At 57.2% G+C, this 18,849-nt stretch carries 13 protein-coding genes; 12 read left to right on the forward strand and 1 reads right to left on the reverse strand.

Annotated features, from left to right (window positions below; all coding sequences use genetic code 11):
- The first annotated feature begins 71 nt into the window (after positions 1 to 71).
- The 5 genes from CA832_RS14260 to CA832_RS14280 all read left to right on the forward strand — a co-directional run bounded on the left by CA832_RS14260 (position 72) and on the right by CA832_RS14280 (position 5,243).
- Positions 72 to 1,790, forward strand: coding sequence for a phospho-sugar mutase (locus tag CA832_RS14260; protein WP_088342321.1), 1,719 nt, complete (start codon positions 72 to 74; stop codon positions 1,788 to 1,790).
- A complete protein-coding gene (locus CA832_RS14265; protein ID WP_088342322.1) occupies positions 1,790 to 3,616 on the forward strand; it encodes an ABC transporter ATP-binding protein in 1,827 nt (608 codons plus the stop codon). The genes CA832_RS14260 and CA832_RS14265 overlap by 1 nt, the downstream gene beginning before the upstream one ends.
- 65 nt (positions 3,617 to 3,681) lie before the next feature.
- Positions 3,682 to 4,230, forward strand: coding sequence for an RNA polymerase sigma factor (locus CA832_RS14270; protein WP_088342368.1), 549 nt, complete (start codon positions 3,682 to 3,684; stop codon positions 4,228 to 4,230).
- A gap of 58 nt (positions 4,231 to 4,288) precedes the next feature.
- Positions 4,289 to 4,795, forward strand: coding sequence for a hypothetical protein (locus CA832_RS14275; RefSeq protein ID WP_088342323.1), 507 nt, complete (start codon positions 4,289 to 4,291; stop codon positions 4,793 to 4,795).
- The gene (locus tag CA832_RS14280) at positions 4,767 to 5,243 is read left to right on the forward strand and encodes a hypothetical protein (protein ID WP_143542403.1); all 477 of its coding nucleotides are present in this window, start codon (positions 4,767 to 4,769) and stop codon (positions 5,241 to 5,243) included. The genes CA832_RS14275 and CA832_RS14280 overlap by 29 nt, the downstream gene beginning before the upstream one ends.
- A 7-nt stretch (positions 5,244 to 5,250) precedes the next feature.
- Here CA832_RS14280 and CA832_RS14285 read toward each other — a convergent pair whose 3' ends face one another.
- Entirely contained in the window at positions 5,251 to 6,285 is a 1,035-nt protein-coding gene (locus CA832_RS14285) for a WD40/YVTN/BNR-like repeat-containing protein (RefSeq protein ID WP_198944494.1), read from the reverse strand.
- Between the two features lie 60 nt (positions 6,286 to 6,345).
- On the opposite strand from CA832_RS14285, the gene CA832_RS14290 reads away from it, so the two are divergent.
- The 7 genes from CA832_RS14290 (at position 6,346) to CA832_RS14320 (ending at position 18,837) form a co-directional block, all read left to right on the forward strand.
- Entirely contained in the window at positions 6,346 to 7,560 is a 1,215-nt protein-coding gene (locus CA832_RS14290; protein WP_088342325.1) for an RsmB/NOP family class I SAM-dependent RNA methyltransferase, read from the forward strand.
- A gap of 103 nt (positions 7,561 to 7,663) precedes the next feature.
- A complete protein-coding gene (purL, locus tag CA832_RS14295; protein WP_088342326.1) occupies positions 7,664 to 11,317 on the forward strand; it encodes a phosphoribosylformylglycinamidine synthase in 3,654 nt (1,217 codons plus the stop codon).
- Positions 11,318 to 11,329: 12 nt separating this feature from the next.
- Entirely contained in the window at positions 11,330 to 11,737 is a 408-nt protein-coding gene (locus CA832_RS14300) for a VOC family protein (RefSeq protein WP_088342327.1), read from the forward strand.
- A gap of 78 nt (positions 11,738 to 11,815) precedes the next feature.
- Positions 11,816 to 13,879: a S9 family peptidase gene (locus tag CA832_RS14305; protein WP_088342328.1), complete on the forward strand. Its 2,064-nt coding sequence runs from the start codon at positions 11,816 to 11,818 to the stop codon at positions 13,877 to 13,879.
- 186 nt (positions 13,880 to 14,065) lie between these two features.
- Positions 14,066 to 15,847, forward strand: a complete 1,782-nt coding sequence (locus CA832_RS14310; RefSeq protein WP_088342329.1) for an AMP-dependent synthetase/ligase — start codon at positions 14,066 to 14,068, stop codon at positions 15,845 to 15,847.
- A gap of 98 nt (positions 15,848 to 15,945) precedes the next feature.
- On the forward strand, positions 15,946 to 16,413 hold the full coding sequence (locus CA832_RS14315; protein WP_088342330.1) for a MarR family winged helix-turn-helix transcriptional regulator: 468 nt from the start codon (positions 15,946 to 15,948) through the stop codon (positions 16,411 to 16,413).
- Between the two features lie 18 nt (positions 16,414 to 16,431).
- On the forward strand, positions 16,432 to 18,837 hold the full coding sequence (locus CA832_RS14320) for a 3-hydroxyacyl-CoA dehydrogenase/enoyl-CoA hydratase family protein (RefSeq protein ID WP_088342331.1): 2,406 nt from the start codon (positions 16,432 to 16,434) through the stop codon (positions 18,835 to 18,837).
- Positions 18,838 to 18,849 lie beyond the last annotated feature (12 nt).

Genomic DNA, 18,849 nt, shown 5'->3' on the forward strand with positions numbered 1-18,849 from the left:
TACCTCATTTTTGGATATCCCGGAATGCTATTTCGGGCAGGAAACGTACTTTTGCACAAAACGCACTGCCCATGCCTTCCGATTCTGCTATCCTGGCTACCGCCAGAACCTGGCTCAGCGACTTTTTCGACCCTGCCGTGAAACGGGAAATTCAGGACCTGATAGACCACAACCCGGACGAACTGAAAGACCGGTTTTACAAGAACCTGGAATTCGGGACCGGCGGGATGCGCGGTATAATGGGCACCGGGACCAACCGGATCAATAAATATACCCTGGGGAAAAGCACCCAGGGGCTAAGCCAGTACCTGAAAAAGACCTATGGGGAAGACGGGCTTAAGGTGGTTATCGCCTACGATTGCCGCCACAACAGCCAGTCTCTGGCCAGTACCGTGGCAGAGGTTTTTTCCGCCAACGGCATCCGGGTGTACCTGTTTTCGGAACTCCGCACCACCCCGGAACTTTCCTTCGCCGTGCGCCACCTGGGGTGTCACGCGGGGGTGGTCCTCACCGCCTCCCACAACCCGCCTGAATACAACGGCTATAAGGTATACTGGACCGATGGCGGGCAGATTGTACCGCCCCACGACGGGGCCATCATAGATGAGATCAACCGGTTAGATTACCCGGATATCCGCTTCAGCCCGAACCCGGAACTTATTACCCTCATAGATCAGGAGGTTGACGAGGCCTTTATAGCGGCCAGTGTGGCCAACGGGAGCATCGGGGCTCAGGGCAGGGATAATTTTTCCATTGTATTTACCTCCCTCCACGGTACCTCCATTACGGCCATCCCGGAAGTGCTCCGGCGGGCGGGGTATGCCAATGTAACGGTTATTGAGGAGCAGGCAGCGCCGGATGGTGCCTTCCCCACTGTAAAATCTCCGAATCCTGAAGAGCCGGAAGCCCTGGCTCTCGCCCTGGCCAAAGGGGAGGCTATTGGAGCCGACATGGTAGTAGGGACCGATCCGGACAGCGACCGGCTGGGGATCGCGGTACGCAACGAGGACGGAAAGCTGGAATTGCTCAACGGGAACCAAACGATGGTCCTGATGACCCGATACCTGCTGGACCGCCAGAAGGCCCAAGGGTTTGCAGGAAACGAATTCGTGGCTTCCACCATCGTTTCCACCCCCATGATGCCGGCCATGGCTGCCGCCTACGGGGTGGAGTGCAAAACCTCCCTTACCGGTTTTAAATGGATTGCGAAGATGATCGTGGATTTCCCCAACCAACACTTCCTTGGGGGAGGGGAAGAAAGTTTCGGTTTTATGGTGGGCGATTTTGTCCGGGACAAGGACGCCGTGACCTCTACCCTGCTCGCCTGCGAAATCGCTGCCTCGGCCAAGGCGGCCGGCAGCAGTTTCTACAAGGAACTTCTTCAGTGTTACGCAGACTTCGGCTGTTACCGGGAGCGCCTGGTATCCCTGACCAAGAAAGGGATGGACGGGGCTGCGGAAATCGGCCGGATGATGACCGATTTCAAAGAGAACCCGGTAAAAGCCCTGGATGGCTCCCCCATTATCCGGATAGACGACTACGGGGATTCAGTGTCTCTGGATACCCGCACCGGCAATCGTACGCCCATAGACCTGCCCAAGAGCAATGTGCTGATCTACACCACCGAGGATGGTACGCGACTGGCAGCGAGGCCCAGCGGTACGGAACCCAAGATCAAGTTCTATGTGAGCGTGAATGCTCCTCTGGCCTCGCCGGCCGGATATGAGGCTGAAAAGGCGCGGCTGGAGGCTAAAATAGACCGCATCCTGGGCCAACTTAACCTGGATTGATGAAGTACTTCCGCAAAATCCTGCGTTTTGCTGGCCCCTACCGCCGGTTTGGTGCCCTCAATATCCTGTTCAACATCCTCTATGCGCTGTTCAGTGCCCTCTCATTTGTGGCGCTGATCCCAATGCTGGAGGTACTCTTCCAACAAACCGAGCCCATTACCCAACCCCCGGTATATTCCGGAATAGGGCAACTGGAATCCTATGTGAAAGACTCCCTGTATTTTAAGATGGGGGAAGTGGCCGCAGACGATAAAATGCTGGCCCTCTCGTGGGTCATCGGCCTGGTCCTGGTGCTGTTCCTGCTGAAGAATATCTTCAACTACCTGGCCATGTACTTTATCACCTTCCTGCGCAACGGGGTGCTGAAGGACCTGCGCAACGCCCTGTACGAGAAAATTGTGGCCCTGCCTGTGTCCTTTTACACGGAAAAGCGCAAAGGGGACGTCATTGCCCGGATATCGTCGGATGTGCTGGAAATACAGCACTCCTTCCTTTCCATCCTGGAACTGATCGTACGGGAGCCCCTTACGATCCTGTTCACCATCCTGGCCATGTTCGTAATAAGCGTAAAACTCACCCTTTTCGTCTTTATTTTCATCCCGGTGGCGGGGTTCCTGATCTCCCGCATCGGAAAATCCCTGAAAAAGAAATCGGACCGGGTACAGCGCGAACAGGGGGCCCTGCTTTCCATTGTGGAGGAAACCCTGGGCGGGCTTAAAGTCATTAAAGCCTTTAATGCCGAGGGGACCTTTACCCGGCATTTTAAAGCGTCCACCACCCGGTTTTTCCGGTTCTCCAACAGCCTGCTCAACCGTCAGAACCTGGCTTCCCCGGTTGGGGAATTCCTGGGGATCCTGGTCATTGGCGTGCTGTTGTGGTTCGGGGGGCGGATGGTACTGGTGGAAGGCAGCCTGGATGCCTCCTCCTTCATTGCCTATATGGGGCTGGCCTATAATATCCTGACCCCTGCCAAGGCCATAAGCAAGGCCTCCTACGGGGTAAAGAAGGGTAATGCAGCAGCAGACAGGGTCCTGGAGATCCTGGAAACGCCCAACCCCATCCTGGATCCGGAAGACGGGCGGGAACTGGGTGGGTTCGACAAGGAACTCCGCCTGGAGTCCGTGGGCTTCCGTTATGAGGAGGAACCCGTACTGAAAAACTTCAGCCTGACCATCCCCAAGGGGAAAACCGTGGCCCTGGTGGGCCAATCCGGCAGCGGAAAAAGCACCATAGCCAGCCTGGTAACGCGTTTCTACGATGTTACCGAAGGGCGGATCTCCATAGACGGACAGGACATCCGACAGGTCACCAAGGCTTCGTTGCGCCAGTTGCTTGGGCTGGTTACCCAGGACTCCATTTTGTTTAACGATACCGTGCGCAACAACATCCTTCTGGGCAACCCGGGGGCCACTGCCGAAGCGGTAGAAGGTGCAGCCCGGGTGGCAAACGCCCACGAATTCATCAGCGAACTCCCCCAGGGATACGACACGGTTATCGGCGATGGGGGAAACAAGCTCAGCGGGGGACAGAAACAACGCCTCAGTATTGCCCGGGCTGTGTTGAAAAACCCGCCTATCATGATCCTGGACGAAGCCACCTCCGCCCTGGATACCGAAAGCGAGCGCCTGGTGCAACAGGCCCTTGAAAACATGATGCAGGGGCGCACCTCCCTGGTCATCGCCCACCGTCTGAGTACCATCCAGAATGCCGACCTGATCGTCGTGATGCAGAAAGGAGAGATAGTGGAATCCGGTACACATGCGGAGTTGCTGGCCCACAAAGGGGCCTACCGCAAACTGGTGGAAATGCAGCAACTGGCCGGGTAAACGGACCGGTTGTCGAAACCCGGTTAAACCTTTTGAGGCGCCCCGGGTCTAAACCCTCGATGGATATGTCTAGCGAAGTCGTACTGATCGCGCAGCTGCAGGACCCCGCCACGCGGGATGCTGCCTTCCGCAAACTGGTGGTGCAGTACCAGGAGCGGCTGTATTGGCATATCCGGCGAATCGTATTGGTGCACGACGATGCGGACGACGTACTTCAGAACACCTTTATCAAGGTTTTTAAGCACATCGGGCAATTCAAGGGGGACAGCCAGCTGTATTCCTGGATGTACCGGATTGCCACCAACGAAGCCCTTAGTTTTTTGCGTAAAAATGCCAAGATGCAGGCGGTAGACAGCGAGGCCATGCAGGACTATATGGTTTCCCGCCTCGAAGCAGACCCCTATTTTGATGGGGACTCCGCCCAGCGGGCGCTTCAGCGGGCCCTGGCCGAGCTCCCGGAAAAACAGCGGTTGGTTTTTAACCTTAAATATTTCGAGGAGATGAAGTACGAACAGATGTCCGAAGTCCTGGAAACATCGGTAGGCGCCCTGAAAGCCTCCTACCACCATGCTGTGAAAAAAATAGAGCACTACCTGAAAACCGTAAATGCCTGATCTGCGTATAAAATATTGGATATTAAACCTTTTAGATTAGCGATAGTCTAAGACTGGGATGAAAGCAAAAAAGGAACATAGCGGATTTACCCTGCCGGAAGGTTACTTCGACGGGTTTGCGAACCGCCTGGAGAAACGCCTTCAGGAAGGCCCGGGGCTCGTCCTTCCGGAAAAGGAAGGTTTTGCCGTACCCGAAGGCTACTTTGAGGCCTTCCCGGACCGCCTTTCCCGCCGCCTTTCTGCCCCGAAAGGCAAGGTCCGGTCCCTGTGGTCCTATACCTCCTGGGTTGCCGCAGCTGCTGCTGCCATAGCCCTCACCCTGGTCTTCTGGCCGGCGCAACAGACAGAGGCCCCGAGCTTTGAAGACCTGGCCGGCATGGAAATTGAACAGTACCTGGAAAGCGGGTACGACGACCTTAGCGCCTATGAACTTGCCGAAAGCCTGCCCCTGGAGCACATTGCCGTGGGAACGCTGCTCGAATCGGTTCCGGGTGAAGAGCATATCCTCGATTACCTGGATCAAAACATGGAAGACGATGATGCATATTATTGGAACGAAGACTAGCCGGGGCTGGATCCTGGCCCTGATAACCCTGCTCCTGGCCGGTAGCCCCATCGTTACGGCCCAGGACGCGGAAAGCCGTGAAAAAATCAAAGCCCTGCAGGTGGCTTTCTTTACTGAACGACTGGAACTCAGCCCGGCCGAGGCCAAGGTATTCTGGCCCCTGTACAACGAATATGAAAAAGAAAAGGAAGTACTTCGCAACCGAGAACGGGAGGAAATCCGCAACCGGATAGCTTCCGATAACGCCTTCAGCGAAGCCGAGGCTCAGGCCATTCTGGACCGCTACCTGCAACTGGAACGCGAACAGGAAGACCTGGATAACCGCTTCTACCGCAAGCTGGCTTCCACACTCTCCGCCTCCAAAACCCTGAAATTGTTCCGGGCCGAACACGATTTCCGCCGCAGGCTGCTTCGGGAATACCGCAAACGGGGCGGACAAATGCCCTGAAACGGCCTCAGGGGGTTTTAAATACAAGGCGGGCTACCCGCTCCCTACCGGCGGCATAGGCCACCGAATCATTCAGAAACTTCAGGGTATAGAACCCCTCTTCGCTTAGCGTCTTCCAGGTGCTCCCCCCATCCTGCGAATAGTCTATGCCGGTGAACCCTACGGCCACCAGGTCCCGCCCCCCGGAACCCGGGACATAGCGCACACAACTCTTATACCCGGGCAGCGCCCCGTCTGCCATCAGGGCCCAGGACCTGCCACCATCCGAGGTTGCCACCTTATTTCCCGTGTTTCCGGCGGGTACCGTATAATCGCCCCCGAGGGCAAAACCGGTATCCGCATCGAAGAAGTCCAGGCTGTAAAGTCCCTGAGAAGGGGAACCTGCAAGGGCCGGGGTCTGGAAGACTTCCCAGGACTTCCCGCGGTCCGGCGAATACAAGATGCGCGCCCGGGAAGTAACAACCCAGCAATGCTCCCCCACGATGGCGATATTGGTATTGCTGGCCGCAAAGGCTCCCTCCCCTTCCAGGGCCGGGGGAAGCAGGCTGCACGGGACTTTCTCCCAATCCTGGCCCCCATTTCGGGTCAGGATCATGCTCAGGCAACCGTCCATGGCATCGCCAACGGCGATGCCGTCTGTATCGTCCCAGAAGGCCATGGCATCGTAAAAGACCCCTTCGCCCTCCTCCCGGTAGACCAGTTCCATCTGCCCCTGGTCCCCCGTCTTGTAGAGCAGGGCCGGGGACCCCACCGAAAGCATGAAAAAATCCGAGGCGGTATGGGCTACCGCCCGGAATTCCGGGAAGGTACCCTGGTACTCCTGCCTGCGGGAAACCAGTTTGTGGGTAGCCAGGTCCATACTGGCAAAAAAACCATCGCTGCCCGCCATGGCCAGGGCCCCTGGCAGCAGGTCAAGTGCGCGGATGGAAACCGAATCCCGGTAAAGTTCATGGACCGAAACACGGGTATAGGCATGGGAGGTGGGGCGGTTACAGGCCGTAAAAGCCAGGAATACAGCGCCCAGGATCAGTAGGGTTCTCACAGGGAAGGGTTTGGCCTAAAGATACCGTTATTTGAATCAAAACGATACCTTTGCCGGGCCATGCGATTTCACCAAAACCTTGTGGCCGCCGTCCTGGACGGGGCCGACCTGATCTTCAACCAGGGGCAGTATGCCGACAAAGTCATTGAAAAGCTCCTGAAGCGCGACCGCCGCTGGGGTAGCCGCGACCGCGGTTTTATTGCGGAGACCCTCTACGAAATGGTCCGCTACAAAAGGTTGTACGGGGAAATAGCGGGGGTTAAGCAGCCCTTTACCCGGGAAGACCTGACGCGCATGTTCGCAGTTTGGGCCGTGCTCAAGGGACACCAGTTGCCACCCTGGCCCGCCTTTGCCGATACGCCCGTACGCAGAATCCGCGGCGCATATGACACCCTGAAAACCGACCGGAAAATCCGGGAATCCATCCCCGACTGGCTGGACGCCCTGGGGGCAGAAGCCCTGGGGGAACCCTTATGGGAAGAAGAAATTCACGCCCTGAATGACCCGGCAGCCGTAGTGTTACGCGTCAATACCCTCAAAACAAACCGGGATTCCCTGGCCCGGGCCCTGCAGGCAGAAGGCTTTGCCACCCAACCCGTGGAAGGGTACCCGGACGCCCTGCAACTGGAATCCAGGGCCAATGTATTCCAATCCCAGGCCTTTCAGGACGGGTGGTTCGAGGTCCAGGACGCCTCTTCCCAAAAGGTAGCCCCCTTGCTGGATGCCCGGCCGGGGATGCGCGTGGTAGACGGGTGCGCCGGTGCCGGCGGAAAGACCCTGCACCTGGCTGCCCAGATGGAAAACAAGGGGCAACTGCTGGCCCTGGACATTTACGTAAATAAGCTACAGGAACTCAAAAAGAGGGCGCGCAGGGCCGGGGCCTTCAATATCGAAACCCGGGAACTGGGCTCGGGTAAAACCCTCAAGCGCCTGGCGGGTTCCGCAGACCGGGTCCTGGTAGACGCCCCTTGTACAGGTCTGGGAGTGCTGAGGCGCAACCCGGACGCCAAGTGGAAAATTCGTCCGGAGTTCCTGCAGGAGGTTACCCAGACCCAGCAAAAACTGCTGACGCAGTACAGCCGGCTGCTTAAACCCGGCGGGAAACTGGTGTATGCCACCTGTTCCATCCTGCCTGCAGAGAATCAGGACCAGGTTGCGGCCTTTCTGGAATCTGAGGAGGGAAAAGGTTTCCGGTTGGTTTCGGAGGAATCGGTTTACGCCTCCCGATCCGGGTACGATGGCTTTTATATGGCCTTGCTGGAACGGGAAGGGTAATCAACAATTCCACCCGGGGATTGTTAATTAATAGGGCTGCGGCGTGCCGTGAAAAATGGTACCTTTGTGCCTTAATCAGCAAGGTCTAACTCACCCGAGGTTTATGATTCATTTTTTCGGGGATTCCGATTCTCAAGTATATGCCCTGGAGCACGAGGGCACGCTCGGCTCGGAAGACATCCTCAAACTCACCTGGCTTTTCGGCAACCGTCCGAAAATCGATGCGGCGTCTGTTGACGCCTTTTTTGTTGGACCCCGCGCCGCCATGGTAACCCCGTGGAGCACCAACGCCACGGAAATCACCCAGAATATGGGAATTGAAGGCGTGGTACGGATCGAATCCTTCAGGCGGGTCTCCGAAGATTACCGGGATTTCGACCCCATGCTCAGTGAGAAATACCCCCGCCTGCACCAGGAGATCTTCCACATCGAACACGAACCCGACCCGATACGGGAAATTACCGATATAGGCGGGTACAATGCCTCGGAAGGCCTCGCCCTGAGCGCGGAGGAAGTGCAGTACCTCGAACGCCTGAGCGAGCGGCTGGGGCGTCCGCTGACCGATTCGGAGGTCTTTGGATTCAGCCAGGTGAATTCGGAACACTGCCGGCATAAAATCTTTAACGGGACCTTTGTGATAGACCACAGGGAAATGCCGGACTCCCTGTTTGCGCTGATCAAAAAAACGGCGCGGGAAAACCCGAACGATATCGTATCGGCCTACAAAGACAACGTAGCTTTTGTGAAGGGCCCTCAGGTGGTGCAATTTGCACCCCGGTCTGCCGATAAGCCGGATTACTATCAGGAAACGGACTTTGAATCGGTCCTGTCCCTGAAGGCCGAAACCCACAACTTCCCCACCACGGTGGAGCCCTTTAACGGTGCCGCAACGGGGTCCGGGGGGGAAATCCGGGACCGCCTGGCGGGCGGCAAAGGAGCCATCCCCCTGGCCGGGACAGCAGTCTATATGACTGCGTACTCCCGCCTGGAAGCCGGAAGGGCCTGGGAGCAGTTTGTGCCGGAGCGCCCCTGGCTGTACCAGACCCCTATGGATATCCTCATTAAGGCCTCAAACGGGGCATCCGATTTTGGCAATAAATTCGGGCAGCCCCTTATCTGCGGATCGGTCTTTACCTTCGAACACGAGGAAGACAAGCAGGTGCAGGCCTTCGACAAGGTTATCATGCTGGCCGGAGGAATCGGGTATGGCAAGGCAGAACAGGCTAAAAAAGACACCCCCAGGACCGGAGACAGCATCCTGGTGATGGGCGGGGACAACTACCGCATTGGTATGGGGGGTGCAGCCGTTTCCAGCGCCGACACCGGTGCCTTCAGTACGGCCATAGAACTCAATGCCGTTCAGCGCTCCAACCCGGAAATGCAGAAACGCGTCGCCAACGCCATCAGGGCCCTGGCAGAACGTGACCACAACCCCATTGTATCCATACACGACCATGGCGCCGGAGGGCACCTGAACTGTCTTTCGGAACTGGTGGAGGATACCGGAGGGGAAATCCGCCTGGACCGCCTTCCCGTAGGCGACCCAACCCTGTCCGCAAAGGAAATTATCGGCAATGAATCCCAGGAGCGCATGGGGCTGGTGATGTCCCCGGAGGATGTAGACCTGCTGCGCCGGATTGCCGAGCGGGAGCGGGCGCCCCTGTACGAAGTGGGAACCGTAACCGGAGACCATCGGTTCAGTTTTGCCTCCGAGACGGAAAAACCGATGGATCTGGCCCTGGCCGACATGTTCGGAAGTTCGCCCAAAACCATCATGGAAGACCGGCAGCTAAAGCGCCGCTATGCCGAGGCCGAATACGAACCGGCCCGCTTCCACCACTACCTGGAGGCCGTACTGCAGCTGGAAGCCGTGGCCTGCAAGGACTGGCTCACCAACAAGGTAGACCGCTGCGTAGGCGGAAGGGTAGCCAAGCAGCAATGCGCAGGACCCCTGCAACTCCCGCTGAACAACTGCGGGGTTATGGCCCTGGATTTTAAAGGGAAAGAAGGCCTGGCCACCTCTATTGGCCACAGCCCGGTTTCGGCCCTTATCCACGCAGGGGCCGGCAGCCGTAACAGTATCGCTGAGGCCCTGACCAACCTGGTGTGGGCACCACTGGAAAAAGGCCTGCGCTGCGTATCCCTCTCGGCCAACTGGATGTGGCCATGCAACAACCCCGGGGAGGATGCGCGCCTCTACGAAGCGGTACAGGCCGCTTCGGATTTTGCCATTGCGCTGGGCATCAACATCCCGACCGGGAAGGATTCCCTGTCTATGAAACAGAAATACGCAGACCGGGATGTACTGGCCCCGGGAACCGTCATTATCTCGGCCGCCGGGCACTGTTCGGACCTGAAACAGGTGGTGGAGCCCGTGCTGAAGAAACAGGGTGGCCCGTTGTACTACCTGGGGTTGTCTTCGGACAGTTTCCAGCTGGGGGGGTCAAGCCTCGCCCAGGTCCTGGGCCGGGTAGGCCAGACCGCCCCGGATGTGAAGGACCCCGCCTATTTTGCAAAAGCTTTCAATACCCTTCAAGCGTCCATCCGCAAAGGGGAGATCCTGGCCGGGCACGATGTGGCATCGGGCGGGCTGGTGACTACCCTGCTCGAAATGTGTTTTGCAGACCTTGACCTGGGTGCGGACCTGGACCTCAGCGACCTGGGGGAAACCGATACCCTCCGCCTGTTGTTCGCAGAAAATGCAGGAGTCGTGGTACAGGCCCGGGACGCCTCTGTTGAGAAAGCCTGGGAAGCGGCAGGTGTCCGCTTCTCCCGGATCGGGTCGGTGCAGCCCCAGGCAACCCTGAAGATCCGCAACCACCGCGAAAGCATGGCGTTGGATGTGGCAGCCCTGCGGGATACCTGGTATAAGACCTCTTATCTGCTGGACGAAAAACAGACTGCCAATGGGTTGGCACGCGCCCGTTTCGAAAATTATGCCCAGCAACCCCTGGTCTACGAGTTCCCGAAAAAGTTCAAGGGGAAACTCCCTAAGGTGGGTGCCACCGGGTCCCGTCCTAAGGCTGCCATCCTCCGGGAAAAAGGAAGCAATTCGGAGCGGGAAATGGCCCATGCACTATTCCTGGCCGGCTTCGACGTGAAGGACGTCCACATGACGGACCTGATCAGCGGGCGGGAAACCCTCGAAGATATCCGCTTTGTGGGCGCCGTAGGCGGGTTCTCGAATTCCGACGTGCTGGGAAGCGCCAAGGGCTGGGCCGGCGCTTTTAAATACAATGAAAAAGCCAACCGGGCCCTGCACCGTTTCTTTTCCCGCCCAGATACCCTATCGGTAGGGATTTGCAATGGCTGCCAGCTCTTTATGGAATTGGAACTCATCCACCCGGACCACGAGGACCACGGCAAGATGACCTACAACGACTCCCATAAACACGAGAGCGCGTTTACCTCCGTGCGCATCGGGAAAAACCGTTCGGTTATGCTTTCCGGGCTGGAAGGGACTTCCCTTGGGGTCTGGATATCCCACGGAGAAGGCAAATTCCACCTTCCCTATGCATCGGAGCGCTACAACATCGTGGCCACCTATGGGTATGAAGGCTATCCATCCAACCCGAATGGCAGTGATTACGGGGCTGCCATGCTTTGCGATGACAGCGGCAGGCACCTGGTGACCATGCCGCATATAGAGCGCTCTATCTTTCCCTGGAACTGGGCGCATTACCCGGACCGGGACGATGCCGTATCCCCTTGGCTCCAGGCCTTTGTAAACGCCCGGGAGTGGATTGAAAGCCATTAATTCCAAGGCCTTATGGAGAAGCCGCCTTTCAAGATCGATTTCCTGGACCACGTGGCCATACGGGTAGCCGATCTTGAGGTATCCGCCGCATGGTACCAGGAAGTCCTGGGGTTGGAGCGGTATGATGTACCCGAATGGGGTGCCTTTCCCATTTTCCTGCTGGCCGGGACCTCCGGGGTAGCGCTTTTTCCCAGGGACCGAGAGGGTAACCTGCAACCCCCGGGGATCCGTATAGACCATTTTGCCTTCCAGGTGGGGCCGGATGCCTTCGATGCAGCGGTCGCCCATTACCGCGGACTGGGCCTGGACTTTTCGGTTCAGGACCATATCCACTTCCGATCCCTTTACACCCAGGACCCGGACGGGCATACCGTCGAGCTGACCGCCCTGCAGGTACCGCCGGAACAATTCTATCGCTAAACCGGGGATTAGGTGTACGATCGGATTTCCTACCTTTAGGGAAACACGCCGCCTTCTGCGGCCACTAAAACCAACCCTATGCAACCCTGCCGCCTCCTGCGGGCCTTTGTCATGCTTTTGATGATGCCCGCTGCCCTCCACGCGCAACCCAGCCTGGAATCCCTCCTTACCGGACCTTATGTAGAAAGTATCATGGGCTCCGAAAACGGGGATGCCCTGGCCTGGGTAACCAACCGCAACGGGGTGCGGAATATCGGCTATACCGATTTGAAATCCGGCGAAATAAAGACACTTACCCGCTTTTCTGCGGACGATGGCCTGGGAATTTCCCTGGCCGGGATCACAGAAGACTTCCTGCTCTTTCACAGGGGCAACGGGAACAACCGGGAGGGGTACCCCGCTAACCCTGCGAGCCTCCCCAACACCCCGGAAGTGCAACTCCTGCGCCTGCACCTGAAGGACCTCCGACTGGACACCCTGGCCGCTACGGGCAACAGTACCCTGGGGCCCGGAGGGAAGGCACTGCTTTACTCCAGTGGCAACCGGGTATACCAGATCCCGGATATAGGCCATGAAAACCCAAAGGCTGAAGTCCTGTTCGAAGTGCGAAGCGGGGCAGGGAGCCTGGCATTTTCGCCAGATGGCGGCAGGATTGCATTTGTCAGCCCGAGGAAGGACCACAGTTTTATCGGCTACTTCGACCGGGAGAACAAGAGCGTCCATTGGGTTGCCCCTGGTCTTTCGATAGACAGCCACCCGGCCTGGTCCCCGGACGGGAATAGCATCGCTTTTATCCGGAGTCCCGGAAATGGAAAGGACCAGTTGCGCAACCTGATGGGCGGCAATCCCTTTGAAGTCTGGGTGGCCGACCTGGCTTCCGGCAAGGCGCGCAGTATCTGGGCATCTCCATCGGACGATGGGGGCTTTGCCCAATACTACCCCAATGCACCGCTGAGGTGGCCGCAGAAAGGGAGGATCCTTTTTTACTCCGAGCACGAAGGATGGCTCCATATCTATGCCGTAAACCCCGATGGTTCGGGCCTTACCGACCTTACCCCGGGGGCTTGCGAGGTAGAAAACAGTACCCTGAGCAAAGACCTCAAGAGCCTCTACTACACCAGCAATTGCACCGACCTGAACCGGAGGCATATCTGGGCCACCAAGCTTGATACAGGGGCCTCAGAAATCCTGACAGACCGGAGCGGGATCCAGACCCACCCAGTAGCCCTGGCCAACGGGGCTCTGGCCTTCAGGGAAGGCCGCTTTAATGCGCCTACCACCGCCGTGCTGCAGAAGGGAAACAACCGGAAAATCCTGGAACCCTTGCCGGGGGATTTCCCTAAGGCACAGCTGCAGGAGCCCCAGGCTGTAACCTTTACTTCCCAGGACGGGCTTACCATCCACGGACAGTTGTTCCTGCCCCCCAACCCGGGTAAGAAGAAACACCCAGCGGTGATCTTTATGCACGGCGGGCCTATCCGGCAAATGCTGCTGGGGTACCACTACAGCGGCTATTACGCCAATGCCTACAGCATGAACCAATTCATGGCGGCCCGAGGCTACGTGGTCCTCTCGGTCAACTTCCGGGCTGGGATCGGGTATGGCAGGGATTTCAGGAGGGCGGACCAACAAGGCCCCCGCGGGGCATCGGAATACCGGGATATCTTGGCGGGCGCGGCCTACCTCCAGGCGCACCCTGCGGTAGATGCCAACCGCATAGGGCTGTGGGGCGGTTCCTACGGCGGGTACCTGACTGCGATGGGTCTGGCCAGGAACTCCGACCTTTTTAAAGCCGGGGTAGACCTCCACGGGGTCCACGACTGGGCCTGGAGGGGCAGGGACTTCTCACCCGGAGGCGGGTGGGGCCTGGGGTCGGCAGATATGAATAAGGCCTATCATTCCTCCCCGATCTCCGAGTTACAGTACTGGAAGTCGCCTGTCTTAATCATTAGCGGGGATGACGACCGGAATGTGATGATCGGGCAGTCTATAGACCTGAAGAACCGGCTGGATGCCCTGGGGGTGTATAGCGAGGTACTGGTATTTCCGGATGAAGTTCACGGGTTTCTGCGCACGGAGAGCTGGCTGCGGGCCTATCTGGCTGCAGCAGACTTTTTCGACCGGTTTCTGAAAGCGGATTAGGCTTGGGGTGGGTCCCCCCTCCCCCCCGCCCGAAACCAAAATACCGCCGCGGCCTGAAACCGCCTTGCGAGCACAAATACGGCCGGTGTCAAATACTAAATTCGTAAAAAAACAGGGGTAGGATTGATAATCTTTTTATAAACCACCCCCTTTTGTTATTTTGCGCATACCCTAGAGTAATCCAATATGCAAAACATTACCCGTCTTTTCGACATCCCCCGATACCAGGCCCAACACTGCAGGCTGGACGCGGCCATGGTAACCAAATACGACGGAGAGTGGAAGTCCGTATCCTCCGAGCAATACCTGGAACAGGCAGACCGGATGAGTCGTGCCCTGCTCCGCCTCGGGGTCCAGGCCAACGATAAAATTGCGATGATCTCCATGACCAACCGCACGGAATGGAGTGTTACCGATACCGGCATCCTGCAGGTCGGGGCCCAAAACGTGCCCATATACCCCACTATTTCGGAGGAAGACTACGCCTATATCCTGAACCACTCCGAATCGGTGTACTGTTTTGTTTCCTGCCAGGAAGTGTACGACAAGGTGATGGCTGTTAAGGATCAGGTGCCCAGCCTGAAGGAAGTCTACAGCTTCGACGAAATTCCCGGCTGCCGCAACTGGAAGGAACTCCTGAAGGACGGGGAAGACACCGGAAACCAGGAAGCCTTTGAAGCGCGCAGGGCAGCGGTAACCCCGGAAGACCTGGCCACCCTTATTTATACCTCGGGGACTACCGGCAGGCCCAAAGGGGTGATGCTTACCCACAACAATGTGGTGAGCAATGTGCTGGCCAGTAAGGAACGGGTCCCCTTCGAATATGGAGGTACGGCCCTGAGCTTCCTCCCGGTCTGCCACATTTTCGAGCGGATGATCCTGTATCTCTACCAATACTGCGGCATCAGCGTGTATTTTGCGGAAAGCCTGGAAACCATAAGCGATAACCTGAAGGAGGTAAAACCCAATGTCATGACGGTGGTGCCGAGGCTTCTGGAAAAGGTATACGACCGCATCATTGCCAAAGGGGCCGCCCTGAGCGGGGTCAAGAAAGCCCTGTTTTTCTGGGCCGTAAAACTGGGGCTGCAATACGAACCCTACGGGGCCAACGGCTGGTGGTATGAAACCCGCCTGAAACTGGCCCGTAAACTGATCTTCAGCAAATGGCACGAAGGCCTGGGCGGTAACCTGGAAACGATGGTTTCCGGTAGTGCGGCCCTGCAAAGCCGTCTGGCCCGGGTTTTCGCGGCGGCGGGTATCCCGGTTATGGAGGGGTACGGGCTTACGGAAACCTCTCCCGTGATCTCCGTGAACGACCAGCGCAACCGCGGCTGGAAAATCGGCTCGGTAGGGAAAGTCATTAAAGGTGTGGATGTGGTAATAGCCGAAGATGGGGAAATCCTGTGCAAGGGCCCCAACGTGATGGTGGGCTACTACAAAGACCCGGAGAAAACCGCGGAGGTCATCCAAAACGGTTATTTCCATACGGGGGATATCGGGGAACTGGATCATGAAGGCTTCCTGCGCATCACAGACCGCAAAAAAGAGATGTTCAAAACCTCCGGTGGGAAATACGTAGCACCCCAGCTGCTTGAAAACCGCCTGAAGCAATCCCGCTTTATCGAGCAGGTCATGGTCCTTGGAGAGGGCGAAAAAATGCCGGCGGCGCTTATCCAGCCCAACTTCGAATTCCTTTTTGAATGGGCCAAGCGCCACGAGATCCCGGCGGGTTCTCCCGCCGAAATGATCCGTGACCCGAGGGTGGTAGAGCGTATCTCAGAAGAGGTGAACCAGGCCAACGAGCAGTTCGGGAAATGGGAAAAGATCAAGCAATTCCGGCTCACGCCTGATATCTGGTCGGTAGACGGCGGGCACCTCACCCCGACCATGAAACTGAGGCGGAAAATCATCCGCTCCCTGTATAAGGATCTGTATGAAGATATTTACGGGCATTACGAAGAGCGGTAAACCTGAACGCCCCGGGACGAACCCCGGGGCTTTTTTTTCTTATTTATTATGCACGCATAATAAATTTTTATATATTTGGGATCAGCGTTAAGCCCCCTATGAAAGAAATAACCATCGATTATGCCCTGAGGGCCACCTGGCAGGCCGTAGCCCGCATGTACAATGAGGAGGCCAAGACCTTCGATGGCACCATGGCTATAGGGTTCTGCCTGCTGAGCATCGACCCTAAAAAAGGGACACCTTCAACAGCCCTGGGCCCTAAAATGGGCATGGAAGCCACCAGCCTTTCGCGTATCCTGAAGAGCATGGAACAGAAAGGGCTTATCGAGAGACGGCCCAACCCGGAAGATGGCCGAGGAGTTCTGATCCACCTGACAGCCTTTGGTTTACAGATGCGGGAAGACTCCAAACGGGTAGTCCTCCGGTTTAACGAAGTGGTGGGGCGCCATGTCAGCGCGGCAGATTTAGCCGCCTTTTTCAGAGTGACCCAGACCATTACCCACCTGATTGCCGAAAAGAAGATCTACACCAATAAGGCGGATGCCCCGGTATCCCCCTCCCAATAATACCAATGCAATAAGACTATGAACAGACATATCCAACAGGTAGCGGTTATCGGATCCGGAATAATGGGTAGTGGCATTGCCTGTCACTTCGCCAATATTGGAGTGCGGGTACTGCTGCTGGACATCGTGCCCAGGGAACTGACCGATGCCGAAAAAGCCAAAGGGCTTACCCTGGAAGACAAGAGGGTCCGCAACCGGCTGGTAGACGAATCCCTTGCTAAAGCCCTGAAAAGCAAACCCTCCCCCATCTACCACCAGGACTTTGCCCGGCGGATCGAAACCGGGAACCTGGAGGATGACATCCACCGCGTAGCCGAAGCCGACTGGATCATAGAGGTGGTGGTCGAGCGCCTGGATATTAAGAAACAGGTTTTTGAAAAGCTGGACGCACACCGCAAACCGGGGACCCTGATTACCTCCAATACCTCCGGGATCCCCATCCGCTTTATGGCCGAGGGCCGAAGTGCCGATTTCCGGGCACACTTCTGCGGCACCCACTTTTTCAACCCGGCCCGTTACCTGAAACTCTTCGAAATCATTCCGGGCCCGGATACCCAGCCGGAGATCCTGGAATTCCTCAGGGAGTACGGGGAGCGCTTCCTGGGAAAGACTTCGGTGGTGGCCCAGGATACCCCGGCCTTTATCGGGAACCGCATCGGGATTTTCAGCATTATGAGCCTCTTCCATGCGGTTAAGGAAATGGACCTGACTGTGGAGGAAGTAGATAAACTCACCGGCCCGGTTATCGGGCGGCCCAAGTCTGCCACCTTCCGCACGGTGGACGTGGTAGGGCTGGATACCCTGGTACACGTAGCCAACGGTATCCGGGAAAACTGCCCCGATGACGAGCGTCACAGTTTGTTCCAATTACCCGACTTTATCAGCAGCCTTATGGAAAATGGCTGGCTGGGAAGCAAGTCCGGGCAGGGGTTTTATAAGAAAGTAAAGAAAGACGATGGCTCCAGCGAAATCCTGAGCCTGGACCTGGGTACCCTGGAGTACCGCTCCAAAAAACGGGCCCAGTTTGCCACCCTGGAGCAAACCAAAACCATCGACAATGTCATTGACCGTTTTGCGGTACTAACTGCGGGCAAGGACAAGGCAGGTGCCTTCTACCGGCAGAGTTTCGGGGCCCTGTTTGCCTATGTCTCCCACCGTATCCCGGAAATCACCGACGCCCTGTATAAGATAGACGATGCCATGAAAGCCGGTTTTGGCTGGGAACACGGGCCATTCCAGATCTGGGATGCGGTGGGCCTGGACAAGGGGATTGCCATGGCGGAGGAAGCCGGGCAACAGGTGGCACCCTGGGTCGGCGAAATGAAGGCTGCCGGGGCGGCATCCTTCTACCAGGTACGCGATGGAGCCACCTATTTCTACGACATCCCGGAGAAGTCCCACCAGAAAGTACCCGGACAGGAGGCTTTTATCATCCTGGACAACATCCGCAAATCCAACGAGGTCTTCAAAAACAGCGGGGTGGTGGTCGAGGACCTGGGAGACGGCATCCTCAATATCGAGTTCCGCTCCAAGATGAACACCATTGGCGGGGATGTACTTGCCGGCCTGAACAAGGCTGTAGACCTGGCAGAGGCGAACCACCGCGGCCTGGTGGTGGGCAACCAGGCGGCCAACTTTTCAGTAGGCGCCAATATCGGCATGATCTTTATGATGGCCGTGGAACAAGAGTACGACGAGTTGAATATGGCCATCAAGTATTTCCAGGATACCATGATGCGGATGCGCTATTCCTCCATCCCCGTTGTGGCAGCCCCGCACGGGATGTGCCTGGGCGGCGGATGCGAGCTGAGCCTGCACGCCGATATGGTGGTGGCCGCGGCCGAAACCTATATTGGCCTGGTGGAGTTCGGCGTTGGGGTAATCCCCGGAGGGGGCGGTTCCAAGGAAATGGCCCTGAGGGCCTCGGACAGCTTCCGCAAGAACGACGTGGAGCTCAATGTCCTGCGGGAATATTTCCTCACCATCGGGATGGCCAAGGTATCCACCTCGGCCTATGAGGCCTTCGATACCGGCATCCTGCAAAAGGGAAAAGATATCGTGGTGGTGAATAAAGACCGACAGCTGGCCACAGCAAAAGCCTATGCTGCCCTAATGGCGGACCGGGGCTACACCCGGCCGGTGGAACGCACGGACGTAAAAGTCCTCGGCAAACAAGCCCTGGGGATGTTCCTGGTGGGTACGGATTCCATGCATGCCGGGCACTACATTTCCGAGCACGACAAGAAAATAGCCAACAAACTGGCCTGGGTTATGGCCGGGGGCGACCTCTCGGAAGCCAGCTATGTAAGTGAGCAGTACCTGCTGGAACTGGAACGCGAAGCCTTCCTATCCCTCTGTACCGAGCGCAAAACCCTGGAGCGGATCCAGCACATGTTAAAAGTGGGCAAACCACTCAGAAACTAAGAAAATGAACAT

Source organism: Robiginitalea sediminis, assembly GCF_002198115.1.
In the GTDB taxonomy this organism is placed as follows: Bacteria; Bacteroidota; Bacteroidia; order Flavobacteriales; family Flavobacteriaceae; genus Robiginitalea; species Robiginitalea sediminis.

Excerpts from the sequence above, each read along its gene's own strand:
- CA832_RS14260 (WP_088342321.1), top strand. The coding sequence starts at position 72 with ATGCCTTCCGATTCTGCTATCCTGGCTACCGCCAGAACCTGGCTCAGC.
- CA832_RS14265 (WP_088342322.1), top strand. The coding sequence starts at position 1,790 with ATGAAGTACTTCCGCAAAATCCTGCGTTTTGCTGGCCCCTACCGCCGG.
- CA832_RS14270 (WP_088342368.1), top strand. The coding sequence starts at position 3,682 with ATGTCTAGCGAAGTCGTACTGATCGCGCAGCTGCAGGACCCCGCCACG.
- CA832_RS14275 (WP_088342323.1), top strand. The coding sequence starts at position 4,289 with ATGAAAGCAAAAAAGGAACATAGCGGATTTACCCTGCCGGAAGGTTAC.
- CA832_RS14280 (WP_143542403.1), top strand. The coding sequence starts at position 4,767 with ATGATGCATATTATTGGAACGAAGACTAGCCGGGGCTGGATCCTGGCC.
- CA832_RS14290 (WP_088342325.1), top strand. The coding sequence starts at position 6,346 with ATGCGATTTCACCAAAACCTTGTGGCCGCCGTCCTGGACGGGGCCGAC.
- purL (WP_088342326.1), top strand. The coding sequence starts at position 7,664 with ATGATTCATTTTTTCGGGGATTCCGATTCTCAAGTATATGCCCTGGAG.
- CA832_RS14300 (WP_088342327.1), top strand. The coding sequence starts at position 11,330 with ATGGAGAAGCCGCCTTTCAAGATCGATTTCCTGGACCACGTGGCCATA.
- CA832_RS14305 (WP_088342328.1), top strand. The coding sequence starts at position 11,816 with ATGCAACCCTGCCGCCTCCTGCGGGCCTTTGTCATGCTTTTGATGATG.
- CA832_RS14310 (WP_088342329.1), top strand. The coding sequence starts at position 14,066 with ATGCAAAACATTACCCGTCTTTTCGACATCCCCCGATACCAGGCCCAA.
- CA832_RS14315 (WP_088342330.1), top strand. The coding sequence starts at position 15,946 with ATGAAAGAAATAACCATCGATTATGCCCTGAGGGCCACCTGGCAGGCC.
- CA832_RS14320 (WP_088342331.1), top strand. The coding sequence starts at position 16,432 with ATGAACAGACATATCCAACAGGTAGCGGTTATCGGATCCGGAATAATG.